This window comes from Actinoplanes sp. SE50/110, from assembly GCF_900119315.1.
GTDB lineage: Bacteria > Actinomycetota > Actinomycetes > Mycobacteriales > Micromonosporaceae > Actinoplanes.
In genome coordinates this window covers 7,997,909-8,014,618 of sequence record NZ_LT827010.1, presented here as the reverse complement: position 1 = coordinate 8,014,618, position 16,710 = coordinate 7,997,909, and the positions used below count along the sequence as shown (strand labels likewise).

The window sequence follows — 16,710 nt, the reverse complement described above, 5'->3', positions numbered from 1 at the left end:
ACCGCCCGGCGCCGGTGAAAGAACGGCCCGGCGCCGGTGAAAGAACGGCCTGGCACCGGCGAGAGCACGAGCCGGCACAGTAAAAGCAGGTAAAAGAAGGCGATAACGAGCGAGGGCCCTGACAAAGGGCCCTCGCGCCGTTCACGGAACGTCAGTCGTTGGCGCGCAGACCGGTCTTGCGCAGCACCGCGTCGCCGATCACGGCGAGGATGAGCAGCACCGCGATCACGACGAGCCACACCTTCTCGGTGTTGCCCTCCTGGTTGCCCCAGAAGTACATCAGCAGCACCACGGCCGAGATGATCGCGCCCCGCTGGGCGCGCCGGCGGTTGGTCGGCTTCAGCTGGTCCGGAGCGTAGACGTCCTCGTGTTCTTCCAACGCCGACACGTCGGTCCTCCTCGTCGATGACTGAGCTCGATGATCTGAGCGTCGCCCACAGTCTGTCACGGGGTCGCCGGGCGGAACCCGGCAACCCGGCTGTACTTTCGATGCGGTCACACACCCGCCGAGCAGAGGAGCGACAAGTGCGGATCACGGGCACCGGCCATGCGAGCATGCGGATCGACACGGCCGCGGGCAGCATTCTGTGCGATCCGTGGGTGAATCCGGCGTACTTCGCCTCTTGGTTCCCGTTTCCGGACAACTCGCAGCTGGACTGGGAGACGCTGGGCGACTGCGACTACCTGTACATCTCGCACCTGCACCGGGACCATTTCGACGCCGAGCACCTGAAGCGGTTCGTCAGCAAGAAGGCGACCGTCCTGCTCCCGGAGTACCCGACCAGCCAGCTCGAGGACGAGCTGCGGGCGCTCGGGTTCACCAGCTTCCTGCGGACGAAGTCGGACGAGGTGCACGAGCTCGACGGCGGCCTCAAGGTGATGATCCAGGCGCTGATCAGCCCGACCGACGGCCCGATCGGCGACTCCTCGCTCTGGGTGGAGTACGACGGCGTCCGGGTGTTGAACCAGAACGACGCCCGCCCCACCGACCTGGTCCGGTTCACCGAGCTGGGCCACGTGCACGCGCACATGCTGCAGTTCTCCGGCGCGATCTGGTATCCGATGGTCTACGAGCTGCCGGAGAACGCGAAGACCGCGTTCGGCAAGCAGAAGCGGGAGCGCCAGTTCGACCGGACCTGGCGCTACATCGACGACCTGAAGGCCGATCACGTCTTCCCGATCGCCGGCCCGCCGTGCTTCCTCGACGACACGCTGTGGCAGTTCAACGACATCCACGGCGACGAGGGCAACATCTTCCCCGACCAGGCGGTCTTCCTGGAGGAGTACGCGAAGGTCGGCGGCACCAACGGCATCGTCCTGCTGCCCGGCAGCGTCAGCGAGATCACCGCGACCGGCACGGCGACCACCGAGCACCCGGTTCCGGTCGACGAGTTCTTCGCGAACAAGACCGCCCACCTGGAGGAGATGCGGGCCCGCAAGGCCCCGATCATCGAGGCGGAGAAGGCGTCCTGGCGGCACCCGGAGATCGACGTCCTGGGCGCGATGAAGAAGCGGATCGAGCCGCTGCTCGAGGAGTCGCTCTACATGGCGAACGGGGTCGGCGGCCCGGTCCGGTTCGACCTGACCGACTCGTTCGGCCCGGACGGCGAGGTGGTCGAGTCGATCGTCGTCGACTTCCCCGGCAAGCAGGTCCGGCAGTACGCCGACGAGAAGGTCCGGTATCGCTTCAAGACCGGCCGCGCGCTCATCGAGCACCTGATCCACATCGACGAGGGCGACTGGGTCAACTCGCTGTTCCTGTCCTGCCGCTTCTCCGCGGCCCGGATCGGGCAGTACAACGAATTCGTCTACGCGTTCTTCAAGTGCCTCTCCGAGGAGCGCCTGCAGTACGCCGAGGGCTGGTACGACGAGCACGAGAAGGCGGTCGACGCCGAGGACATCCAGTTCGGCGACTGGACCGTGCAGCGCCGCTGCCCGCATCTCAAGGCCGACCTGTCCCGCTTCGGCATCGTCGAGGGTGACGTGCTCACCTGCCAGCTGCACGGCTGGAAGTTCGACCTGCCCAGCGGCCGCTGCCTGACCGGCGTCGGCCACAAGATCCGGGCGCACAAAACCCAGGATCAATAACAGGATCGGCGGTACGACGTGGGCTCCGCCGCCACGGCAACGGTGCTCACGTCGTACCCCCGCAATCGGCTATTGAAGGTCTTGGAGCAGACGCACAGCGGCGTTGTGGCCGGCGGCGCCGATCACACTGCCCGCCGGGTGGGTGCCGGCCGAGCCGGCGTAAAGGCCGTCGACGCCGGTGAAATACGGCATGCGCCGGTCGAAGGCGACAGTGTTGTCGAGGTGGTGGATGTGCCCGCCGGTGATCCCGAAGTGCTGCTCGATGCCCGGTGGGGTGAGCGGGAACACGTCGGCGACCAGGTCGGACGTGCCCGGCGCGTACCGGTCGCAGATCGCCAGCAGGCGATCGATGTAGCCGGGCAGCTCGGCCTCCCAGGACGATCCGGCCGGCTGGAACGGCACCGACTGGACGAAAAGCGCGGACGAATGGTGTCCCGCCTCGTCCCGCAGCGACGGGTCGACCGTGGTGTGCACGTACCACTCGATGGTCGGCTCGTCGGGCAGGCGACCGGCCTGCACCTGCGCCCACATGTCCCGCAGCGCGGCCATCGGCGAGTCGCCGGCGCCGGGCAGCAGGTGGATCGTGGAGCCGAACGGCGACGGCGCGCCCTCCGGCAGGCAGCTGAACCGCGGCAGGTCCCGCAGCGCGAGGTTGACCTTGAGCGTGGTGCCCGGCCGGCGCACCGACTCCAGGTGCTCGACCAGCGGGGCCGGTAGCGTGCCGGCCGGGACCAGCGACATCAGCCGGTACGGGTCGCAGCTGCCGAGGACGGCCCGGGCGCGGACCTCGCGCCCGTCGGCGAGGACCACCCCGCTGGCCGCACCGCCGTCGATCGTCACCGAGGTCACCGCGGCGTCGGTGAACAGCCGGGCGCCGGCCGCCCGGGCCGCGTCGGCGAAGACCCGGGCGACGGTGCCCATGCCCCCCTCGGCGATCATCCAGGTGCTGTCCGCGCCCGGGAGCCGGCACATGTTGTGCACCAGGAAGTTGTGCCCGGTCCCGGGGTCGTCCGGGCCGGCGGTGAGACCGGACAGGCCGTCGGTCACCGCGTACATGCTGGTCAGCAATTCGCTCTTGAAGCCGAATCGGGCCAGGTAGTCGGCGACCGAGCCGCGGACCAGGTCGAGGAAGGTGCTCTGCAGCTGCGGGCGGATGTGCCGGTCGGCGATCTGCTCGACGCTGCCCGGCTCCTCCAGCCAGGACGGCGCCAGGTCGGCGCGCAGCGCGGCGATCTCCACCGCCATCGCCTCGTCGGCGGCCGCGTCGCGGGGCGAGAAGAACGTCTCCAGCTGCTGCCGGGTGGCGTCCCGGTCGCGGCCGAACAGCAGGTGCGGCGAGCCGGCCGGGCCCGGGGTGGGCAGGAAGTAGTGCGGGTCGCGGCGCAGCATCGGGATGTCGACGTCGAGCTTGCGCAGCAGCTCGGGCGGCATCAGGCCGAGAAGGTACGAACCGGTGGACTGGCCGAGGCCGGGCACGCGGGGGAACGGGTGCTCGGTGCGGGTCGCGCCGCCGAGCACCCCGGCCGCCTCGAGCACGACGACGTCGAGCCCGGCGCGGGCCAGCAGGATCGCCGAGACCAGGCCGTTGTGACCGGATCCGATGATCACCACGTCGGCGCGGTCGGGAATGGGGGTCATGCCGAGCGACGGTACCTCGCTCAGGTGACGTCCGCCCTCGGTGATTCGTCCGTTAAATGTGGCTTGACGGCGTGCGTTGCCGCGAATCCGACAAGAACGATCGTGTGGAACACGTAGAGCCACAGGCCGACCGCGACCGTCCCGCCGATCGCGTCGAACCCTCCGAACGGCGTGCCCAGATTCAGCGGCAGCGAGCAGAACAGCACGAACCCGTGCAGGAACCCGGACAGGTTCGCGGCCGTGAACGAGCCGATCAGGACGGTCGGCAGCCACGGCGGGCGGCCCGGCGCGACGTACCGGAAGACCCAGACCACCACCGGCGTCAACAGCAGCCAGACGGCGAGGAAGGAGAGCACCACGCCGAGCACCGACCACCAGCCCCCGCGCACCCACAACGCGCTGGTGATCGGCAGCGCCAGGAAGAGTCCCAGCAGCAGCGCCGGCGTGGCGGCCAGCAGGGGCAGCCAGAGCAGGCGGCCGCGCCAGCCGACCAGCGACTCACCGGTGTGCCGGTAGATCGAGACGAACGCGCGGCGCAGGCCCTCGCCGTACAGGGTGGCCGGCAGCAGGCTGGCCAGTGCCAGCATCGGGGTCAGGTGCAGCCCGGCGTCGATCAGGGCGGCCAACGCCCGCGGCGCGCCGATCTCGCCGGGCAGGGCGGCGATGGTCCGGCCGGTCAGCCGCCGGATCCGGTCGGCGCCGGCGATCAGGCTGGTCAGCCAGATCCCGAGCAGCGCGATCGGGACCACCGCGATGCCGCTGTAGAAGGTGACCGCGGCGGCGTGCAGCGCGAGGTCGCGCCCCCGCAGCAGCCGGAAGGAAGGCACCTTGATCCGCACACCAAGCCAACTACCCAGCCGCGCCCCCGAATCCACCGTCCGGGGTTGTCCACAGGCGGGTGGACGAGGCACGCGACGGTAGGCTGAGCCCGGCAGAATGCCTCCCGGAGGTGGATCCATGGCCATGCCCGCGCCTGAGCAGTCATTCGACATCCTCGGCAAGCTGAACCAGCCCTGGACCGCCCAGATGGCCGTTGACCTGCTGCCCGAGGCCAACGGTCCCAAGGTCGAAGTCTTTCGCGGGAGCGTGGTGGTGACCCCTCATGCCCGATATGACCACCAGGATGTCCAGCTCGAGCTGGCCTACCGGATGAAACAGGCCGCTCGGAAAGCCGGATTGTGGGTCTACGCCGAGGTCAACATCGTCTCCGGAGACGACCTGTTCATCCCGGACCTGGTGGTACTGCGCCGATCCGGGGGTGGGAAGACCACCATGCCGATCGCGGAGGCGGTTCTCCTCGGCGAGATCGTGTCGACCGGGAACCGGCGAAAAGACGTGGTCGACCGCCCGCGGGAGTACGCGGCCGCCGGGGTGCCCTACTTTTTGCGCATCGACTTCCGGAATCGGGTGCCGGCACTGGTCCTGCACGAGCTGGCCGACGGGGAGTATCAACCGGTGGCGGCGGCCGCCGCGGGCGGCACCTTCGAGATGCGCGAGCCGTTCCCGTTCGCCGTCGATCCGGAGGAGTTGCTCGGCGAGCAGGACTGAGTGCAGGTGCCGGGCAGCCATCCGGGAAGATGGCGGCATGCGTGAGCTTGTGCTGCTGGGGTCGACCGGGTCCATCGGCACCCAGGCCATCGATATCGTCCGGCGCAACCCGGAGCTGTTCCGGGTGGTCGCGATCGGGGCCGGGGGTGGCAACGTCGCGTTGCTCGCGGCGCAGGCGCTGGAGCTGGGCGTCGAGGTGGTCGGGGTGGCCCGGGCCTCGGTCGTGCAGGATCTGCAGCTGGCCTTCTACGCCGAGGCGCAGAAGCGTGGCTGGTCGTCCGGCGACTTCAAACTGCCGAAGATCGTGGCCGGGCCGGACGCGATGACCGAGCTGGCCCGCTGGCCGTGTGACGTCGTTCTCAACGGGGTGGTCGGCAGCCTCGGCCTGGCGCCGACCCTGGCCGCTCTGGAGTCCGGGCGGATCCTTGCGCTGGCCAACAAGGAGTCGCTGGTCGCCGGCGGCCCGCTGGTCCGGCGGATCGCCAAGGACGGGCAGATCGTCCCGGTCGACTCGGAGCATTCGGCGCTGGCCCAGTGCCTGCGCGGCGGGCGGGCCGCGGAGGTGCGCCGGCTGGTGCTGACCGCCAGCGGGGGAGCCTTCCGCGGGCGGCGGCGCGCGGAGCTGACGAACGTCACCCCCGAGGAGGCGCTCAAGCACCCGACCTGGGACATGGGGCCGGTCGTCACGATCAACTCGGCGACCATGGTGAACAAGGCGCTGGAAGTGATCGAGGCGCACGAGCTGTTCGGCGTGCCGTACGACGACATCGCGGTGATGGTGCACCCGCAGTCGGTGCTGCATTCGCTGGTCGAGTTCACCGACGGCTCGACGCTGGCCCAGGCCAGCCCGCCGGACATGCGGCTGCCGATCGCGCTGGCGCTGGCCTGGCCGGACCGGGTGCCGGGGGCGGCCGCCGCGGTGGACTGGACGCTGGCGCACAACTGGGAGCTGCGACCGCTGGACGACGAGGCGTTCCCGGCGGTCGAGCTGGCCAAGGCGGCCGGCCGGTACGGTCGCTGCCGTCCGGCGATCTTCAACGCCGCCAACGAGGAGTGTGTGGCCGCTTTCGCCGCCGGTCGGCTACCTTTCTTGGGCATCGTCGACACCCTGGAACGGGTGCTCGCGGCGGCCCCGGATTTCGCGGAGCCGAGTACCGTCGATGACGTGCTGGCCGCAGAATCCTGGGCGCGTGCCCAGGCACAGCGGACGATCGCGACTGTGGCTGAAGGAGCCTGATGCTGTTCTGGCTGGGTTGTGCGGCCTTCGCGCTGACCATCCTGATCTCGGTGAGCCTGCACGAGCTGGGTCACATGATCACCGGGAAGCGCTTCGGCATGAAGGTGACTCAGTATTTCGTCGGGTTCGGGCCGACGATCTTCTCGTTCAAGGTCGGTGAGACGGAGTACGGCCTGAAGGCCATCCCGCTCGGCGGCTTCTGCAAGATCGTCGGGATGACCCCGCAGGACGACGACGTCGCGCCGGAGGACCAGCACCGCGCGATGTGGCGGTTCCCGGTCTGGAAGCGGACGATCGTGATGTCCGCCGGCTCGATTACCCACTTCCTGCTGGCCCTGGCCGGCGCCTGGTTCATGGCCTTCTTCGTCGGCCTGCCCAACATCCACCTCCCGCAGACCCGTGCCGAGCAGCGCTCCTGGCCGGCCTACATCCAGGTCGGCGACTGCCTGCCGGTGCAGACCGAGCTCAAGAAGCTGGACGCCGCGGCGCAGAAGGCGGCGGCGAGCGCCAAGTGCGAGCCGGGCGTCAACGGCGCGATCGTCGCACCGGCCAAGGCCGCCGGCCTGCAGGACCTGGACCGGATCACCAAGGTCGGCAACACTCCGGTGGCCAACTACGGCCAGCTCACCGACGCGATCCGGGCCTCCACGGCCGGCCCGACCGTCTTCGAGTACGTGCGGGACGGCAAGCCGGCCAGCACCAAGGTCAACCTGATCAGCGACGAGCGCGCGCCGATCGAGGATCCGAAGGGCAAGGTCACCCTGGTCTCGGTCGCCGGCCTGGACTGGGACACCGACCAGCCGTTGGTCAACCACTACACCGCGGCCGGCGCGTTCCGCGGCTCCGGTGAGTACTCGTGGTATCTGGTCGAGGGCTCGTTCAAGGCGATGGCCAAGATCCCGCAGAAGATTCCGGCGCTGTGGCACTCGATCACCGGCGACGAGCGTGACCCGGACACCCCGATCAGCGTGATCGGCGCCAGCCGCCTCGGCGGCGAGGCGATCGAGAAGGGGGTGCCCGAGGTCTTCTGGCAGATCTTCATCTCGCTGAACGTCTTCATCGGTCTGTTCAACCTGCTGCCCCTGCTCCCGCTGGACGGTGGTCACATCGCCATCGCGTGGTACGAACGGGTGCGCTCCTGGCTCTACCAGCGACTCCGGCGACCCGATCCGGGGCGTGTCGACTACTACAAGCTGATGCCGCTGACCTATGCGGTCATCCTGATCGGTGGCGCGTTCACGCTGCTGACCGCGACCGCCGACATCATCAACCCGATTACGATCTTCAAGTGAGTGAGTCTCCAGTGACCGCGATCAGTCTCGGAATGCCGGCCGTCCCCCCGCCGCCGCTGGCCCCGCGCCGCCAGAGCCGGCAGATCAACGTCGGAGGAGTCCTGGTCGGCGGGGGCGCCCCGGTCAGCGTCCAGTCGATGACCACCACCCTCACCTCCGACGTCAACGCGACCCTGCAGCAGATCGCCGAGCTGACCGCGGCCGGCTGCCAGATCGTCCGGGTCGCCGTGCCGTCCCAGGACGACGTCGAGGCGCTGCCGGCGATCGCCAAGAAGTCGCAGATCCCGGTGATCGCCGACATCCACTTCCAGCCCAAGTACGTGTTCGCCGCGATCGACGCGGGCTGCGCGGCGGTCCGGGTCAATCCGGGCAACATCCGCCAGTTCGACGACAAGGTCAAGGAGATCGCCCGGGCCGCGTCCGACGCCGGCGTGCCGATCCGGATCGGGGTCAACGCCGGCTCGCTCGACAAGCGGCTTCTCGAGAAATACGGCAAGGCCACCGCCGAGGCGCTGGTGGAGTCGGCGCTCTGGGAGTGCTCGCTGTTCGAGGAGCACGGTTTCCGGGACATCAAGATCTCGGTCAAACACAACGATCCGGTCGTGATGATCCGCGCCTACCGTCAGCTCGCCGAGCAGTGCGACTACCCGCTGCACCTGGGCGTGACCGAGGCCGGGCCGGCCTTCCAGGGCACGATCAAGTCGGCGGTGGCGTTCGGCGCGCTGCTCGCCGAGGGGATCGGCGACACCATCCGGGTCTCGCTGTCCGCGCCGCCGGTCGAGGAGATCAAGGTCGGGCAGCAGATCCTGGAGTCGCTCGGCCTGCGCGAACGCGGCCTGGAGATCGTCTCCTGCCCGTCCTGCGGGCGGGCCCAGGTCGACGTCTACACGCTGGCCGAGCAGGTGACCGCGGCGCTCGACGGGTTCCCGGTGCCGCTGCGAGTGGCCGTGATGGGCTGCGTCGTGAACGGGCCCGGGGAGGCTCGCGAGGCCGACCTCGGGGTCGCCTCCGGCAACGGCAAGGGGCAGATCTTCGTCAAGGGCAAGGTGATCAAGACGGTGCCGGAGGCGGTGATCGTCGAGACGCTGGTCGAGGAGGCGCTGCGGCTCGCCGACGAGATGGGCGCGGAGCTGCCCGACGAGCTGCGCGAGCTGCTGCCCGGTCCCACGGTCACCGTGCACTAGTCGTACACGCTGGAAAGCCCGGGTTTCTCACGAAGCCCGGGCTTTCGGCTGTCTCAGAACAACACGGTGGCGAAGGCGCCGGCCGAGGTGAAGCCGCAGCGGTGGTAGACCTGACGGGCGGCGGTGTTGTAGTCGTTCACATACAGGCTGACCGTGGGCGCGACCCGGCGCAGCGCGTCGTCGACCACCGCGGCCATCGCCGCGGTCGCGATCCCGCGCCCCCGATACTCCGGATGCACCCAGACACCCTGCACCTGCGTGGTGCGCCGGGTGATGATGGCCAGCTCGGCCTTGAAGATCACCTGGTCGCCGATGAACCGGGCGTAGGCCCGCCGGCCCTTGACCAGCTCGGCGATCCGCCGCCGGTAGCCCCGGCCGCCGTCGTCCTGCAGCGGTGAGACCCCGACCTCCTCCGTGTACATCGCCACGGCGGCCGGGAACAGCTGATCCACCTCGCCCGGCCGGACCAGACGCACCTCCGGGTCGGCCGGCACCTCCGGCGCGCGGTCGGTGACCAGGAGCGGCTGGTGGGGCCGCACGTCCCGGGCCCGCCCCCAGTGCACGCTCAGCCGATCCCACAGGTCGAGGACCGCCTCGGCCCGCCCGATGATCGACGAGCAGATCCGCGGCTCGGTGCTGAGCAGGTCGGCGAACGCCGCCACGGCCGGCGCGGTCGCGCCCACCGGCACCAGGTGCGCGCCCGACCAGATGATCGACTCGACGCGATGGGCCGGCTCATAGCCGTAGATGCGCCCGTCGGACCGCCACCAGTTCAGCCCGTGTGTGGCGACCCGCTCGGCGATCTGGGCACCCGCATAGGGGTCGGCGTCCAGAATCCGCTCGACCGACACGCGCTCGGGCTCACCGAGCTGGCGAATGGGCACCGTCAACACAGCTACCACATTGCCAGATCCACACACCTTGACACGCATGGCAACCCCATGAGTTCGGAAACCCTTGCGGCCGACACGTTGCCGATATATCGTCTAACTATCGACAACAGAACGGAGAAGGTCATGAGGTTCATGCACGAGGGACACGAGCGGCACCACGGACACGGGCGTCGCATGCGCGGCTTCGGCTTCCCGCCCGGATTCCCCTTCGGCCCCGGCGGTCCCGGCGGCTTCGGTCCGGGCGGCCCCTTCGGCCCCGGCGGCCCGGGCGGCGACTTCGGTGGCCGCGGCGGCCGGCGCGGTGGCCGCGGCCGGGTCAACGTCCGCCCCGCCGTCCTGGCGCTGCTCCTCGAGCGGCCCATGCACGGCTACGAGATGATCCAGGAGCTGGACGCCCGCACCAACGGTCTGTGGCGGCCCAGCCCCGGCAGCATCTACCCCACCCTGCAGCTGCTCGAGGACGAGGGCCTGATCGAGGCCACCGCCGACGGCGGCCGCAAGAGCTACCGGCTCACCGAGGACGGCCGGCCCGAGGCCGAGACCGCGGCACAGAACCCGCCGTGGGCCCGCTTCGGCGACGACACCCTCAACCAGGTCCAGGACTTCCGCGACGCGGCGGTCGGGATCTTCGGGGCGCTGAAGCAGGTGGGCTTCTCGGGGACGCCGGAGCAGCGGCAGAAGGCGCTCGAGGTGCTCAACGAGACGCGCCGCAAGCTGTACGCCATCCTCGCCGACAGCGAGTGAACGGGCACCCGCATCAGTGGCGGGTCGTCGACGGCCGGACGGTGGCTGGTCCGGATCCGCCGTGATGGAGCGCATCCCTCGGGGTGCGCTCCTTTGCTTGGGTACGCGGATCGCACCGTTGCCGCGCCGTGCCGTTGCCGTGCCGTGGGGTGATGGCGGCTGGTGCTTCGTGCGTATGGGTGCCCTGGTCGCTCAGGCCGGTCGGCCGCGCATTGCCTGCCCCGTCGGCCGCGCATGGCCGGCTCGCCGCGTCTGGTCCGCCCGCCGGCCCCGCAAGGCGTGCTCGCCGCGCATGGCCCGCCCGCCGGCCGCGCATGACCGGTCCGCCGTGCATGACCCACCCACCCAGGGGGCCTCCGTCCCGGACCATTATCGTCCGAAACCGTCAGCCTCGCCTGAGGCCTGTGGATAACGTCAGTCGAATTCGGTCACGCCCAGCAGCCGGCCGAGTGCTGACCTGCCGGTCGGTGTGACGCGGACCGCTCGCCCGGACCCGATGCGGGTGAGCCAGCCGTGGGCCAGGAAGGTTCGGCAGATCCGGGCGCCGGCCAGACCGCCGAGGTGGGGGCGGCGTTCGGTCCAGTCGAGGCAGGCGCGGGCCAGCGGGCGGCGGTTGGCCAACAGGTCGGCGGGAGTCAGATCCGCGTTCGCGCGGAGCCAGGTCAGCCCGCTGTCGGTGATCGCGAACCCGGTGTCCTGGTCGAGCAGGCCGGCGCTGGTCAGGGCGTCGGTGAGGGTGACGCCGAGGCGCCCGGCGAGGTGGTCGTAGCACGTGCGGCCCCGGCGCAGGGCGGCGTCGGCGGTGGCGGCCCGCAGGGTGCGGACCGGCGGAGGGCCGGGCTGGAGGCGGGCGGTGAGATCTTCCAGCAGGACGGCCACTGCGGGGTCGGCGAGCCGGACGTAGCGGTGGCGACCCTGGCGGGCCTCGGTGAGCAGGCCACCGGCGATCAGGCGGTCCAGGTGCTCGGTGGCGGTGGAGCGGGCCACACCGGCGTGGGTGGCCAATTCGCCGGCGGTCCAGGCGCGGCCGTCGAGCAGGGCCAGGCACATCGCCGCCCGGGTGCGGTCGGCCAGCAGCGCGGCGAACGCGGCCAGATCCGAGGCGTCAATCATGCGCCCATTGTCGGACCGCGTCACTTCGGCACCTGCCGAACCGTCACCGCCGACGGCCCGCACCCGGATCGTCGGCGCGGGGGCACGCCCGGCTGGTCGGCGGCGGCTCGCACCCGGCTGGTCGGCGCTGGCGGCCGCGACCGGACCGTTGGCGCTGGCGACCGGACCGTTGGCGCCGGGGGTCCCCACCGGAATCGTCGGCGGCGGCCCGCACCCGGATCGTCAGGACTAACGGCCCAGTGCCGCGATCAACTCGGTCAGGGCCGGGAAACCGCCGCGCTCCAGCTCCGGCGTCGGCAGCAGCGCCATCACCGGGACGGTGATGCCGGCCTCCGCATATGCCTGGACCCGGGCCCGCACCTCGTCCGGCGCCCCGTGCACGATCAGCTCGTCGACCAGCGCATCCGGGATCGCGGCCAGTGCGCCCTTGCGGTCACCGGCCGCCCACGCCTGCCACATCGGCTCCAGGATTTCGGCGCGGCCCAGCCAGCGGTGGAAAGCGGCATAGGCCGGGACGGTCAGATACGACGTGATCAGGCGGCGGCCGAGGGTGCGCGCGTAGCCGGCGTCGGTGGTCGGCACCACGAAGATCCGGGCGGCGACCGCGAAGTCGGGCCCGGCCTCTTTCGTCTCGGCCAGGGCGGTGTGCACGTCGGCGGCCGACAGCCAGTTGAGGATCACCCCGTCGGCCTCGGCGGCGGCCAGGTGCAGCATCTGCGGGCGCAGGGCGGCCAGCAGGATCTGCGGCGGGACGGCCGGCGGGCGTTCCAGCCGGAAGCGCTTGACGGTGAAGGTGGGGTAGGCCTCGTCGACCAGGTCACCGGTCAGGGCGGCGCGCAGGAAACGGAGGGTGTCGCGGCTGCGGGCGAACGGCTGGACGAAGTCGGCGGCGTTCCAGTCGCCGGCGACGACCGGGGAGGACGCGCCGATGCCGAGCTGGAAGCGGCCGGGGGCGGTCTCGGCGAGGGCGGCCGCGGTCATCGCGAGCAGGCCGGGGCCGCGGGTGTAGACCGGGGCGATGGCGGTGCCCAGGCGCAGCCGCGGCTCCCAGGCGGCGGCAAGGGTGAGCGGGGTGAACGCATCGGTGCCGGCGACCTCGGAGGACCAGGCGTCGGTGAATCCGGCGTCGGCCAGTGCCGTGAAAACGGCGGCGTGGTCGGGCAGCGGAACGCCGCCGAGCGGAACGGTCATGCCCCATCGCATCGACATGCCCTCGATCCTGCCGTCCGGACCGTCGTGATGTCCACCACCTGTGGATATCCCACAGCCGGGACGGGGGTATGTTTTTGAACTGACCAGTCAGTTTAATTGAGGAGTCGTCATGGCGGTGCTCAGCGCGGCCGGCGCCGGGATCCGGCACCATCGGCGCTGGCTCGTGCGCGACCTGGACCTGGTGGTCGAGCCGGGCGAGACGGTCGCGGTCGTCGGCCCGCCCGGCAGCGGACGGACCAGCACGCTGCTGGCGCTCGCCGGTCGGTTGCGGTTGTCGGCGGGCACGGTCTCTTTGGGCGGTACGTCGTCAGTCGGCCATGTGCCCGGTGTCAACGAACCCGAACCCGCTCTCACGGTCCTGGAGCACGTGCACGAGCGGCTGGCCCTGCTCGGCCGCAGACGGCGCGAGGCCACGGCGGTGAACCTGCACGGACTGGAGCCGGATCGGCGCGGGCGGGAGCTCACGCCGTACCAGAGGCAGGTTCTGGGGTTGGTTCTGGCCCTGATGGCGAAGCCCGCGGTGATCGCTCTCGACGACATCGAGAGCGGGCTGGACGCGGGGGAGCGGGCGCGGCTGTGGGAGCTGATCGGCTCGCTGACGGCCGCGGGGATCGCGATCGTCTTCACCGCGCGTGAGGTCGACCCCGCCGCGGTCTCCCAAGTGGTGCGGGTGGGGCACCCGGAATCGCCTCAGGAACCGGAAGCGCCGAAGGAACCGAAGGAACCGGAAGCGCCGAAGGAACCGGAAGCGCCGAAGGAACCGGAAGCGCCGAAGGAACCGGAAGCGCCGAAGGAACCGGAAGCGCCGAAGGAACCGAAGGGACCGGAAGCGCCGGAAGCACCGAAGGAACCGGAAGTGCCGAAGAAGCCGGAAACACCGAAGGAACCGGAAGAGCCGGAATCACCGGAAGAACCGGATGAACCAGTGAAGGCCGAAGAACCGGAGACGCCGGAAACAGCAGGAAAGCCGGAAGAGGCGGAGAGGAAAGCGAAATGATCTCGCTGGCCGGAATGGAGTTCCGCCGTTTCACCCGCAGCAAGCTGACCGCCGCCGCCCTCGCTGTCCTCGCCGTCGTCCCCCTGCTCTACGGCGCCCTCTACCTCTACGCCTTCTGGGACCCGTACGGCCACCTCAGCCACATCCCCGCCGCCCTGGTCGTCGAGGACCAGCCGGCCCAGGACCAGAAGGGCAACCCGGTCCACGTCGGTCAGGACCTGGCCCAGAAGCTGATCAACCGCAAGGTCTTCGACTGGCACGTGGTCGACGCCGCCACCGCCGACGCCGGGCTCAAATCCGGTAAGTACCAGATCGAGCTCCGCATCCCCGCCGACTTCTCCGGCACCCTCGCGGACGCGCCGAATGCGAAGACCGACCCGGAGAACGCGCGGCTCAGCGCGGTCAGCGACGATTCCACCAACTACCTTTCCGGCGTTTTCGCCCGCACCGCCTTCGATGAGGTCCGGGCGGCCGTCAGCGCCGGCGCCTCGGCGAAGTACTACGACCAGATGCTGATCGGTTTCACCGATCTGAAGGAGCAGACCGAGAAGGCCGCCGACGGTGCCGACAAGATCACCGACGGGGCCGGTCAGCTGCACGGCGGCGCCGCGAAGGAGGCGGCCGGCGTCGACAAGGCGCATGCCGGCGCCGGGCAGATCGCCGGCAAGCTGACCACCGCGGGCCAGGGCGCCGACCAGCTCGCCGACGGCCTGCGCCAGCTGGAGGCGGGTGCCGGCCAGCTGGCGTCGGGCACCGCGCAGGCGGCCGGTGGCGGCCGCCGGTTGGCCAACGCGGTGGACGGCGTCGCGGACCGGGCGGAGCCGATCCTGCGCGCGAACGCGGGAAGCATCGAGCACGCCGCGACGCTGGTCGCGAACGGCGCCGATCTGCTCGCCGCGAATGTCGGCGCGATCGACACCGCGGCCGACCGGGCCGTGCGCGACGCCAAGGAGCTGCGCGCCTACCTGGACACGGTCCCGTCCAGCGCGTACGCGAAACACCTGGCCGATCGCCTGGTCGCGGACGCCCGGCGGATTCAGCGCAAGGTGCACGCCGCCGACCTCGCCGGGCTGCGCGCCCAGCTGCGGGAGGTCGCGAAGACCGCCCGCGCGGTCGCCGCCGCCGCGCCGCACCTGGCCGACGACGTGGCCAAGGCCCGCTCCCAGGTGGATCAGCTGGCCAACGGTCTGGACCGGCTGGCCACCGGTGCCAAGCAGCTCAAGTCCGGCACCGCGCAGGCCGCCGACGGCGCCACCCGGCTCCGGAACGGCGTGTACCGCCTGGCCAGCGGGGCCCGCCAGCTCGACACCGGTCTGGCCAAGCTGTCCGACGGCGGGCACAAGATCGCCGACGGGCTCGCCGACCTGCAGAACGGCGCCGGTGAGCTGGCCGGCAAGCTCGCCGACGGGGCGGGGCAGATCCCGTCGTACGACGATGCCGCGAAGCGGTCGGGCATTCTGGCCGATCCGGTGTCGCTGGACCGGGCGGTGCGCAACCCGGCCGGCACCTACGGCGTCGGTTTCGCGCCGTACTTCCTGGCCCTGGCCCTCTGGGTGGGCGCGATGATCAACTACATGCTGCTGCGGCCGCTGAACCGCCGTTATCTGGTCTCCGGCGCGCCCGCACCCCGGGTGGCGCTGGCCGGACTGCTGCCCGGCGTGCTGATGGGCATCATTCAAACGATCATCCTGTACGTCGTCGTGCACTTCCGTCTCGGGCTGTCCCCGGTCCACCCGTGGCTGACCCTGGGCCTGCTGGCCGGCACCGCGACCGTCTTCGCCGCCCTGATGCAGCTGATCGGCGCCGCCCTCGGCGCCCCCGGCCGGATCATCGCGCTGGCCCTGCTGATGCTGCAGCTCACGTCGTCCGGCGGCACCTACCCGGTGCAGACCTCGCCCGGCTTCTTCCAGGGCATCCACCCGCTGCTGCCGATGACGTACGTGGTGGACGCGGTGCGGCACGCCGTCGACGGCGGCGAGACCGGCCCGATCGTGCACGGCTCGCTGGTCCTCGCCGGGTTCGGCGTGGTGGCGTACCTGCTCACCGTGCTGGTCGCGACCCGCAAACGCCGGATGCGCGTCGCCGACCTGCACCCCGAGCTGGTCCTCTAACCTGATGCCGTGGCGATGGACGGACGCAGTCGCCGGCGTGGGGACACCCGGCAGAAGCTGTACGAGGCCGCGGTGGAGCTGATCGCCGAGAAGGGTTTCTCGGAGACCACCGTGGACGACATCGCGCTGCGGGCGAACGTCGCCAAGGGCACCGTCTACTACAACTTCAAGTCCAAGACCGACCTGTTCGAGGAGCTGCTGCGGCACGGCGTCGGGCTGCTCACCGACGAGTTCCGCGCGGCGGTCGTGGGCCTGCCACCCCGGGAGGCGGTGCGGGCCCTGGTCCGGGCCCAACTGGCGTACATCAAGAAGTATCGCGCCTTCGCCCAGCTCCTCGTCTCCGAGATGTGGCGGACCAACCGTGAGTGGCAGCAGACCCTGATCCTGCTGCGGGAGCAGGCGATCGGCGTGATCGCCGAGTCGGTGCAGGCCGGCGTCGACGCCGGCGACCTCCCGGCCGACCTGGACGTCCGGGTCGCCTCGGCCGCCCTGTTCGGCGTCGGCCTGGTGGTCGCGGTCGACTGGCTGGTCTTCCAGCCGGAGCGCCCGATCGAGGACGTCGAGGCGTCGATGCTGGCGATCGTCCGCCGCGTCGCCTGACCCCGGGCCGCTGCATCCGGCGGGCGTCCGGTTTTCGTAGGACTGTCAGGGCC

General features: G+C 70.7%; 15 protein-coding genes. 9 read left to right on the top strand and 6 right to left on the bottom strand.

What is annotated here, in order from left to right; translation table 11 throughout:
* Positions 1 to 151: 151 nt before the first annotated feature.
* Complete coding sequence (locus ACSP50_RS35710; protein WP_014694198.1) at positions 152 to 388, bottom strand: DUF2631 domain-containing protein; 237 nt, start codon at positions 386 to 388, stop codon at positions 152 to 154.
* 137 nt (positions 389 to 525) lie between these two features.
* Here ACSP50_RS35710 and ACSP50_RS35705 point away from each other — a divergent pair, with 137 nt between their 5' ends.
* Positions 526 to 2,088 (top strand): Rieske 2Fe-2S domain-containing protein, encoded by a 1,563-nt coding sequence (locus ACSP50_RS35705; protein WP_014694197.1) that lies wholly within the window; start codon positions 526 to 528, stop codon positions 2,086 to 2,088.
* A gap of 69 nt (positions 2,089 to 2,157) precedes the next feature.
* On the opposite strand, the gene ACSP50_RS35700 is transcribed toward ACSP50_RS35705, so the two are convergent.
* Together ACSP50_RS35700 and ACSP50_RS35695 are read right to left on the bottom strand one after the other, a co-directional pair.
* Positions 2,158 to 3,726, bottom strand: coding sequence for an NAD(P)/FAD-dependent oxidoreductase (locus tag ACSP50_RS35700; protein WP_014694196.1), 1,569 nt, complete (start codon positions 3,724 to 3,726; stop codon positions 2,158 to 2,160).
* Between the two features lie 20 nt (positions 3,727 to 3,746).
* Entirely contained in the window at positions 3,747 to 4,685 is a 939-nt protein-coding gene (locus ACSP50_RS35695) for a YhjD/YihY/BrkB family envelope integrity protein (protein ID WP_080128130.1), read from the bottom strand.
* Between ACSP50_RS35695 and ACSP50_RS35690 the strand changes: the two genes are divergently transcribed.
* From ACSP50_RS35690 to ispG, 4 genes are read left to right on the top strand one after another with little or no spacing between them, the layout of a single operon-like run.
* Positions 4,684 to 5,274, top strand: coding sequence for a Uma2 family endonuclease (locus ACSP50_RS35690; RefSeq protein ID WP_014694194.1), 591 nt, complete (start codon positions 4,684 to 4,686; stop codon positions 5,272 to 5,274). The two genes, ACSP50_RS35695 and ACSP50_RS35690, sit on opposite strands and share 2 nt — an antisense overlap.
* 37 nt (positions 5,275 to 5,311) lie before the next feature.
* A complete protein-coding gene (dxr, locus tag ACSP50_RS35685; RefSeq protein ID WP_014694193.1) occupies positions 5,312 to 6,511 on the top strand; it encodes a 1-deoxy-D-xylulose-5-phosphate reductoisomerase in 1,200 nt (399 codons plus the stop codon).
* Complete coding sequence (locus ACSP50_RS35680; RefSeq protein ID WP_014694192.1) at positions 6,511 to 7,803, top strand: RIP metalloprotease; 1,293 nt, start codon at positions 6,511 to 6,513, stop codon at positions 7,801 to 7,803. The genes dxr and ACSP50_RS35680 overlap by 1 nt, the downstream gene beginning before the upstream one ends.
* 11 nt (positions 7,804 to 7,814) lie before the next feature.
* Positions 7,815 to 8,987: a flavodoxin-dependent (E)-4-hydroxy-3-methylbut-2-enyl-diphosphate synthase gene (gene ispG, locus ACSP50_RS35675; protein ID WP_014694191.1), complete on the top strand. Its 1,173-nt coding sequence runs from the start codon at positions 7,815 to 7,817 to the stop codon at positions 8,985 to 8,987.
* Between the two features lie 53 nt (positions 8,988 to 9,040).
* Here the strand turns inward: ispG and ACSP50_RS35670 are convergent, their stop codons facing one another.
* Entirely contained in the window at positions 9,041 to 9,880 is an 840-nt protein-coding gene (locus tag ACSP50_RS35670; protein ID WP_043512840.1) for a DUF4081 domain-containing GNAT family N-acetyltransferase, read from the bottom strand.
* Between the two features lie 123 nt (positions 9,881 to 10,003).
* On the opposite strand from ACSP50_RS35670, the gene ACSP50_RS35665 reads away from it, so the two are divergent.
* Positions 10,004 to 10,624, top strand: coding sequence for a PadR family transcriptional regulator (locus ACSP50_RS35665; protein ID WP_014694189.1), 621 nt, complete (start codon positions 10,004 to 10,006; stop codon positions 10,622 to 10,624).
* Positions 10,625 to 11,038: 414 nt separating this feature from the next.
* Here the strand turns inward: ACSP50_RS35665 and ACSP50_RS35660 are convergent, their stop codons facing one another.
* Positions 11,039 to 11,737: a helix-turn-helix transcriptional regulator gene (locus ACSP50_RS35660; protein WP_014694188.1), complete on the bottom strand. Its 699-nt coding sequence runs from the start codon at positions 11,735 to 11,737 to the stop codon at positions 11,039 to 11,041.
* Between the two features lie 228 nt (positions 11,738 to 11,965).
* Positions 11,966 to 12,946: an LLM class F420-dependent oxidoreductase gene (locus tag ACSP50_RS35655; RefSeq protein WP_014694187.1), complete on the bottom strand. Its 981-nt coding sequence runs from the start codon at positions 12,944 to 12,946 to the stop codon at positions 11,966 to 11,968.
* A 112-nt stretch (positions 12,947 to 13,058) separates the two neighbouring features.
* Between ACSP50_RS35655 and ACSP50_RS35650 the strand changes: the two genes are divergently transcribed.
* Genes ACSP50_RS35650 through ACSP50_RS35640 form a run of 3 tightly spaced genes read left to right on the top strand, consistent with a single transcriptional unit; the run spans position 13,059 to position 16,657 of the window.
* On the top strand, positions 13,059 to 13,946 hold the full coding sequence (locus ACSP50_RS35650) for an ATP-binding cassette domain-containing protein (RefSeq protein ID WP_014694186.1): 888 nt from the start codon (positions 13,059 to 13,061) through the stop codon (positions 13,944 to 13,946).
* Positions 13,943 to 16,057, top strand: a complete 2,115-nt coding sequence (locus tag ACSP50_RS35645; protein WP_014694185.1) for a YhgE/Pip domain-containing protein — start codon at positions 13,943 to 13,945, stop codon at positions 16,055 to 16,057. Before ACSP50_RS35650 ends, ACSP50_RS35645 begins: the two co-directional genes overlap by 4 nt.
* Before the next feature lie 15 nt (positions 16,058 to 16,072).
* Positions 16,073 to 16,657 carry a TetR/AcrR family transcriptional regulator gene (locus ACSP50_RS35640; protein ID WP_014694184.1) on the top strand — a complete coding sequence of 195 codons (585 nt, stop codon included), beginning with the start codon at positions 16,073 to 16,075 and terminating at the stop codon, positions 16,655 to 16,657.
* The last annotated feature ends 53 nt before the right edge of the window (positions 16,658 to 16,710 follow it).

Excerpts from the sequence above, each read along its gene's own strand:
- ACSP50_RS35700 (WP_014694196.1), bottom strand. The coding sequence starts at position 3,726 with ATGACCCCCATTCCCGACCGCGCCGACGTGGTGATCATCGGATCCGGT.
- ACSP50_RS35690 (WP_014694194.1), top strand. The coding sequence starts at position 4,684 with ATGGCCATGCCCGCGCCTGAGCAGTCATTCGACATCCTCGGCAAGCTG.
- ACSP50_RS35695 (WP_080128130.1), bottom strand. The coding sequence starts at position 4,685 with ATGGATCCACCTCCGGGAGGCATTCTGCCGGGCTCAGCCTACCGTCGC.
- dxr (WP_014694193.1), top strand. The coding sequence starts at position 5,312 with ATGCGTGAGCTTGTGCTGCTGGGGTCGACCGGGTCCATCGGCACCCAG.
- ACSP50_RS35680 (WP_014694192.1), top strand. The coding sequence starts at position 6,511 with ATGCTGTTCTGGCTGGGTTGTGCGGCCTTCGCGCTGACCATCCTGATC.
- ACSP50_RS35665 (WP_014694189.1), top strand. The coding sequence starts at position 10,004 with ATGAGGTTCATGCACGAGGGACACGAGCGGCACCACGGACACGGGCGT.
- ACSP50_RS35660 (WP_014694188.1), bottom strand. The coding sequence starts at position 11,737 with ATGATTGACGCCTCGGATCTGGCCGCGTTCGCCGCGCTGCTGGCCGAC.
- ACSP50_RS35655 (WP_014694187.1), bottom strand. The coding sequence starts at position 12,946 with ATGTCGATGCGATGGGGCATGACCGTTCCGCTCGGCGGCGTTCCGCTG.
- ACSP50_RS35650 (WP_014694186.1), top strand. The coding sequence starts at position 13,059 with ATGGCGGTGCTCAGCGCGGCCGGCGCCGGGATCCGGCACCATCGGCGC.
- ACSP50_RS35645 (WP_014694185.1), top strand. The coding sequence starts at position 13,943 with ATGATCTCGCTGGCCGGAATGGAGTTCCGCCGTTTCACCCGCAGCAAG.
- ACSP50_RS35640 (WP_014694184.1), top strand. The coding sequence starts at position 16,073 with ATGGACGGACGCAGTCGCCGGCGTGGGGACACCCGGCAGAAGCTGTAC.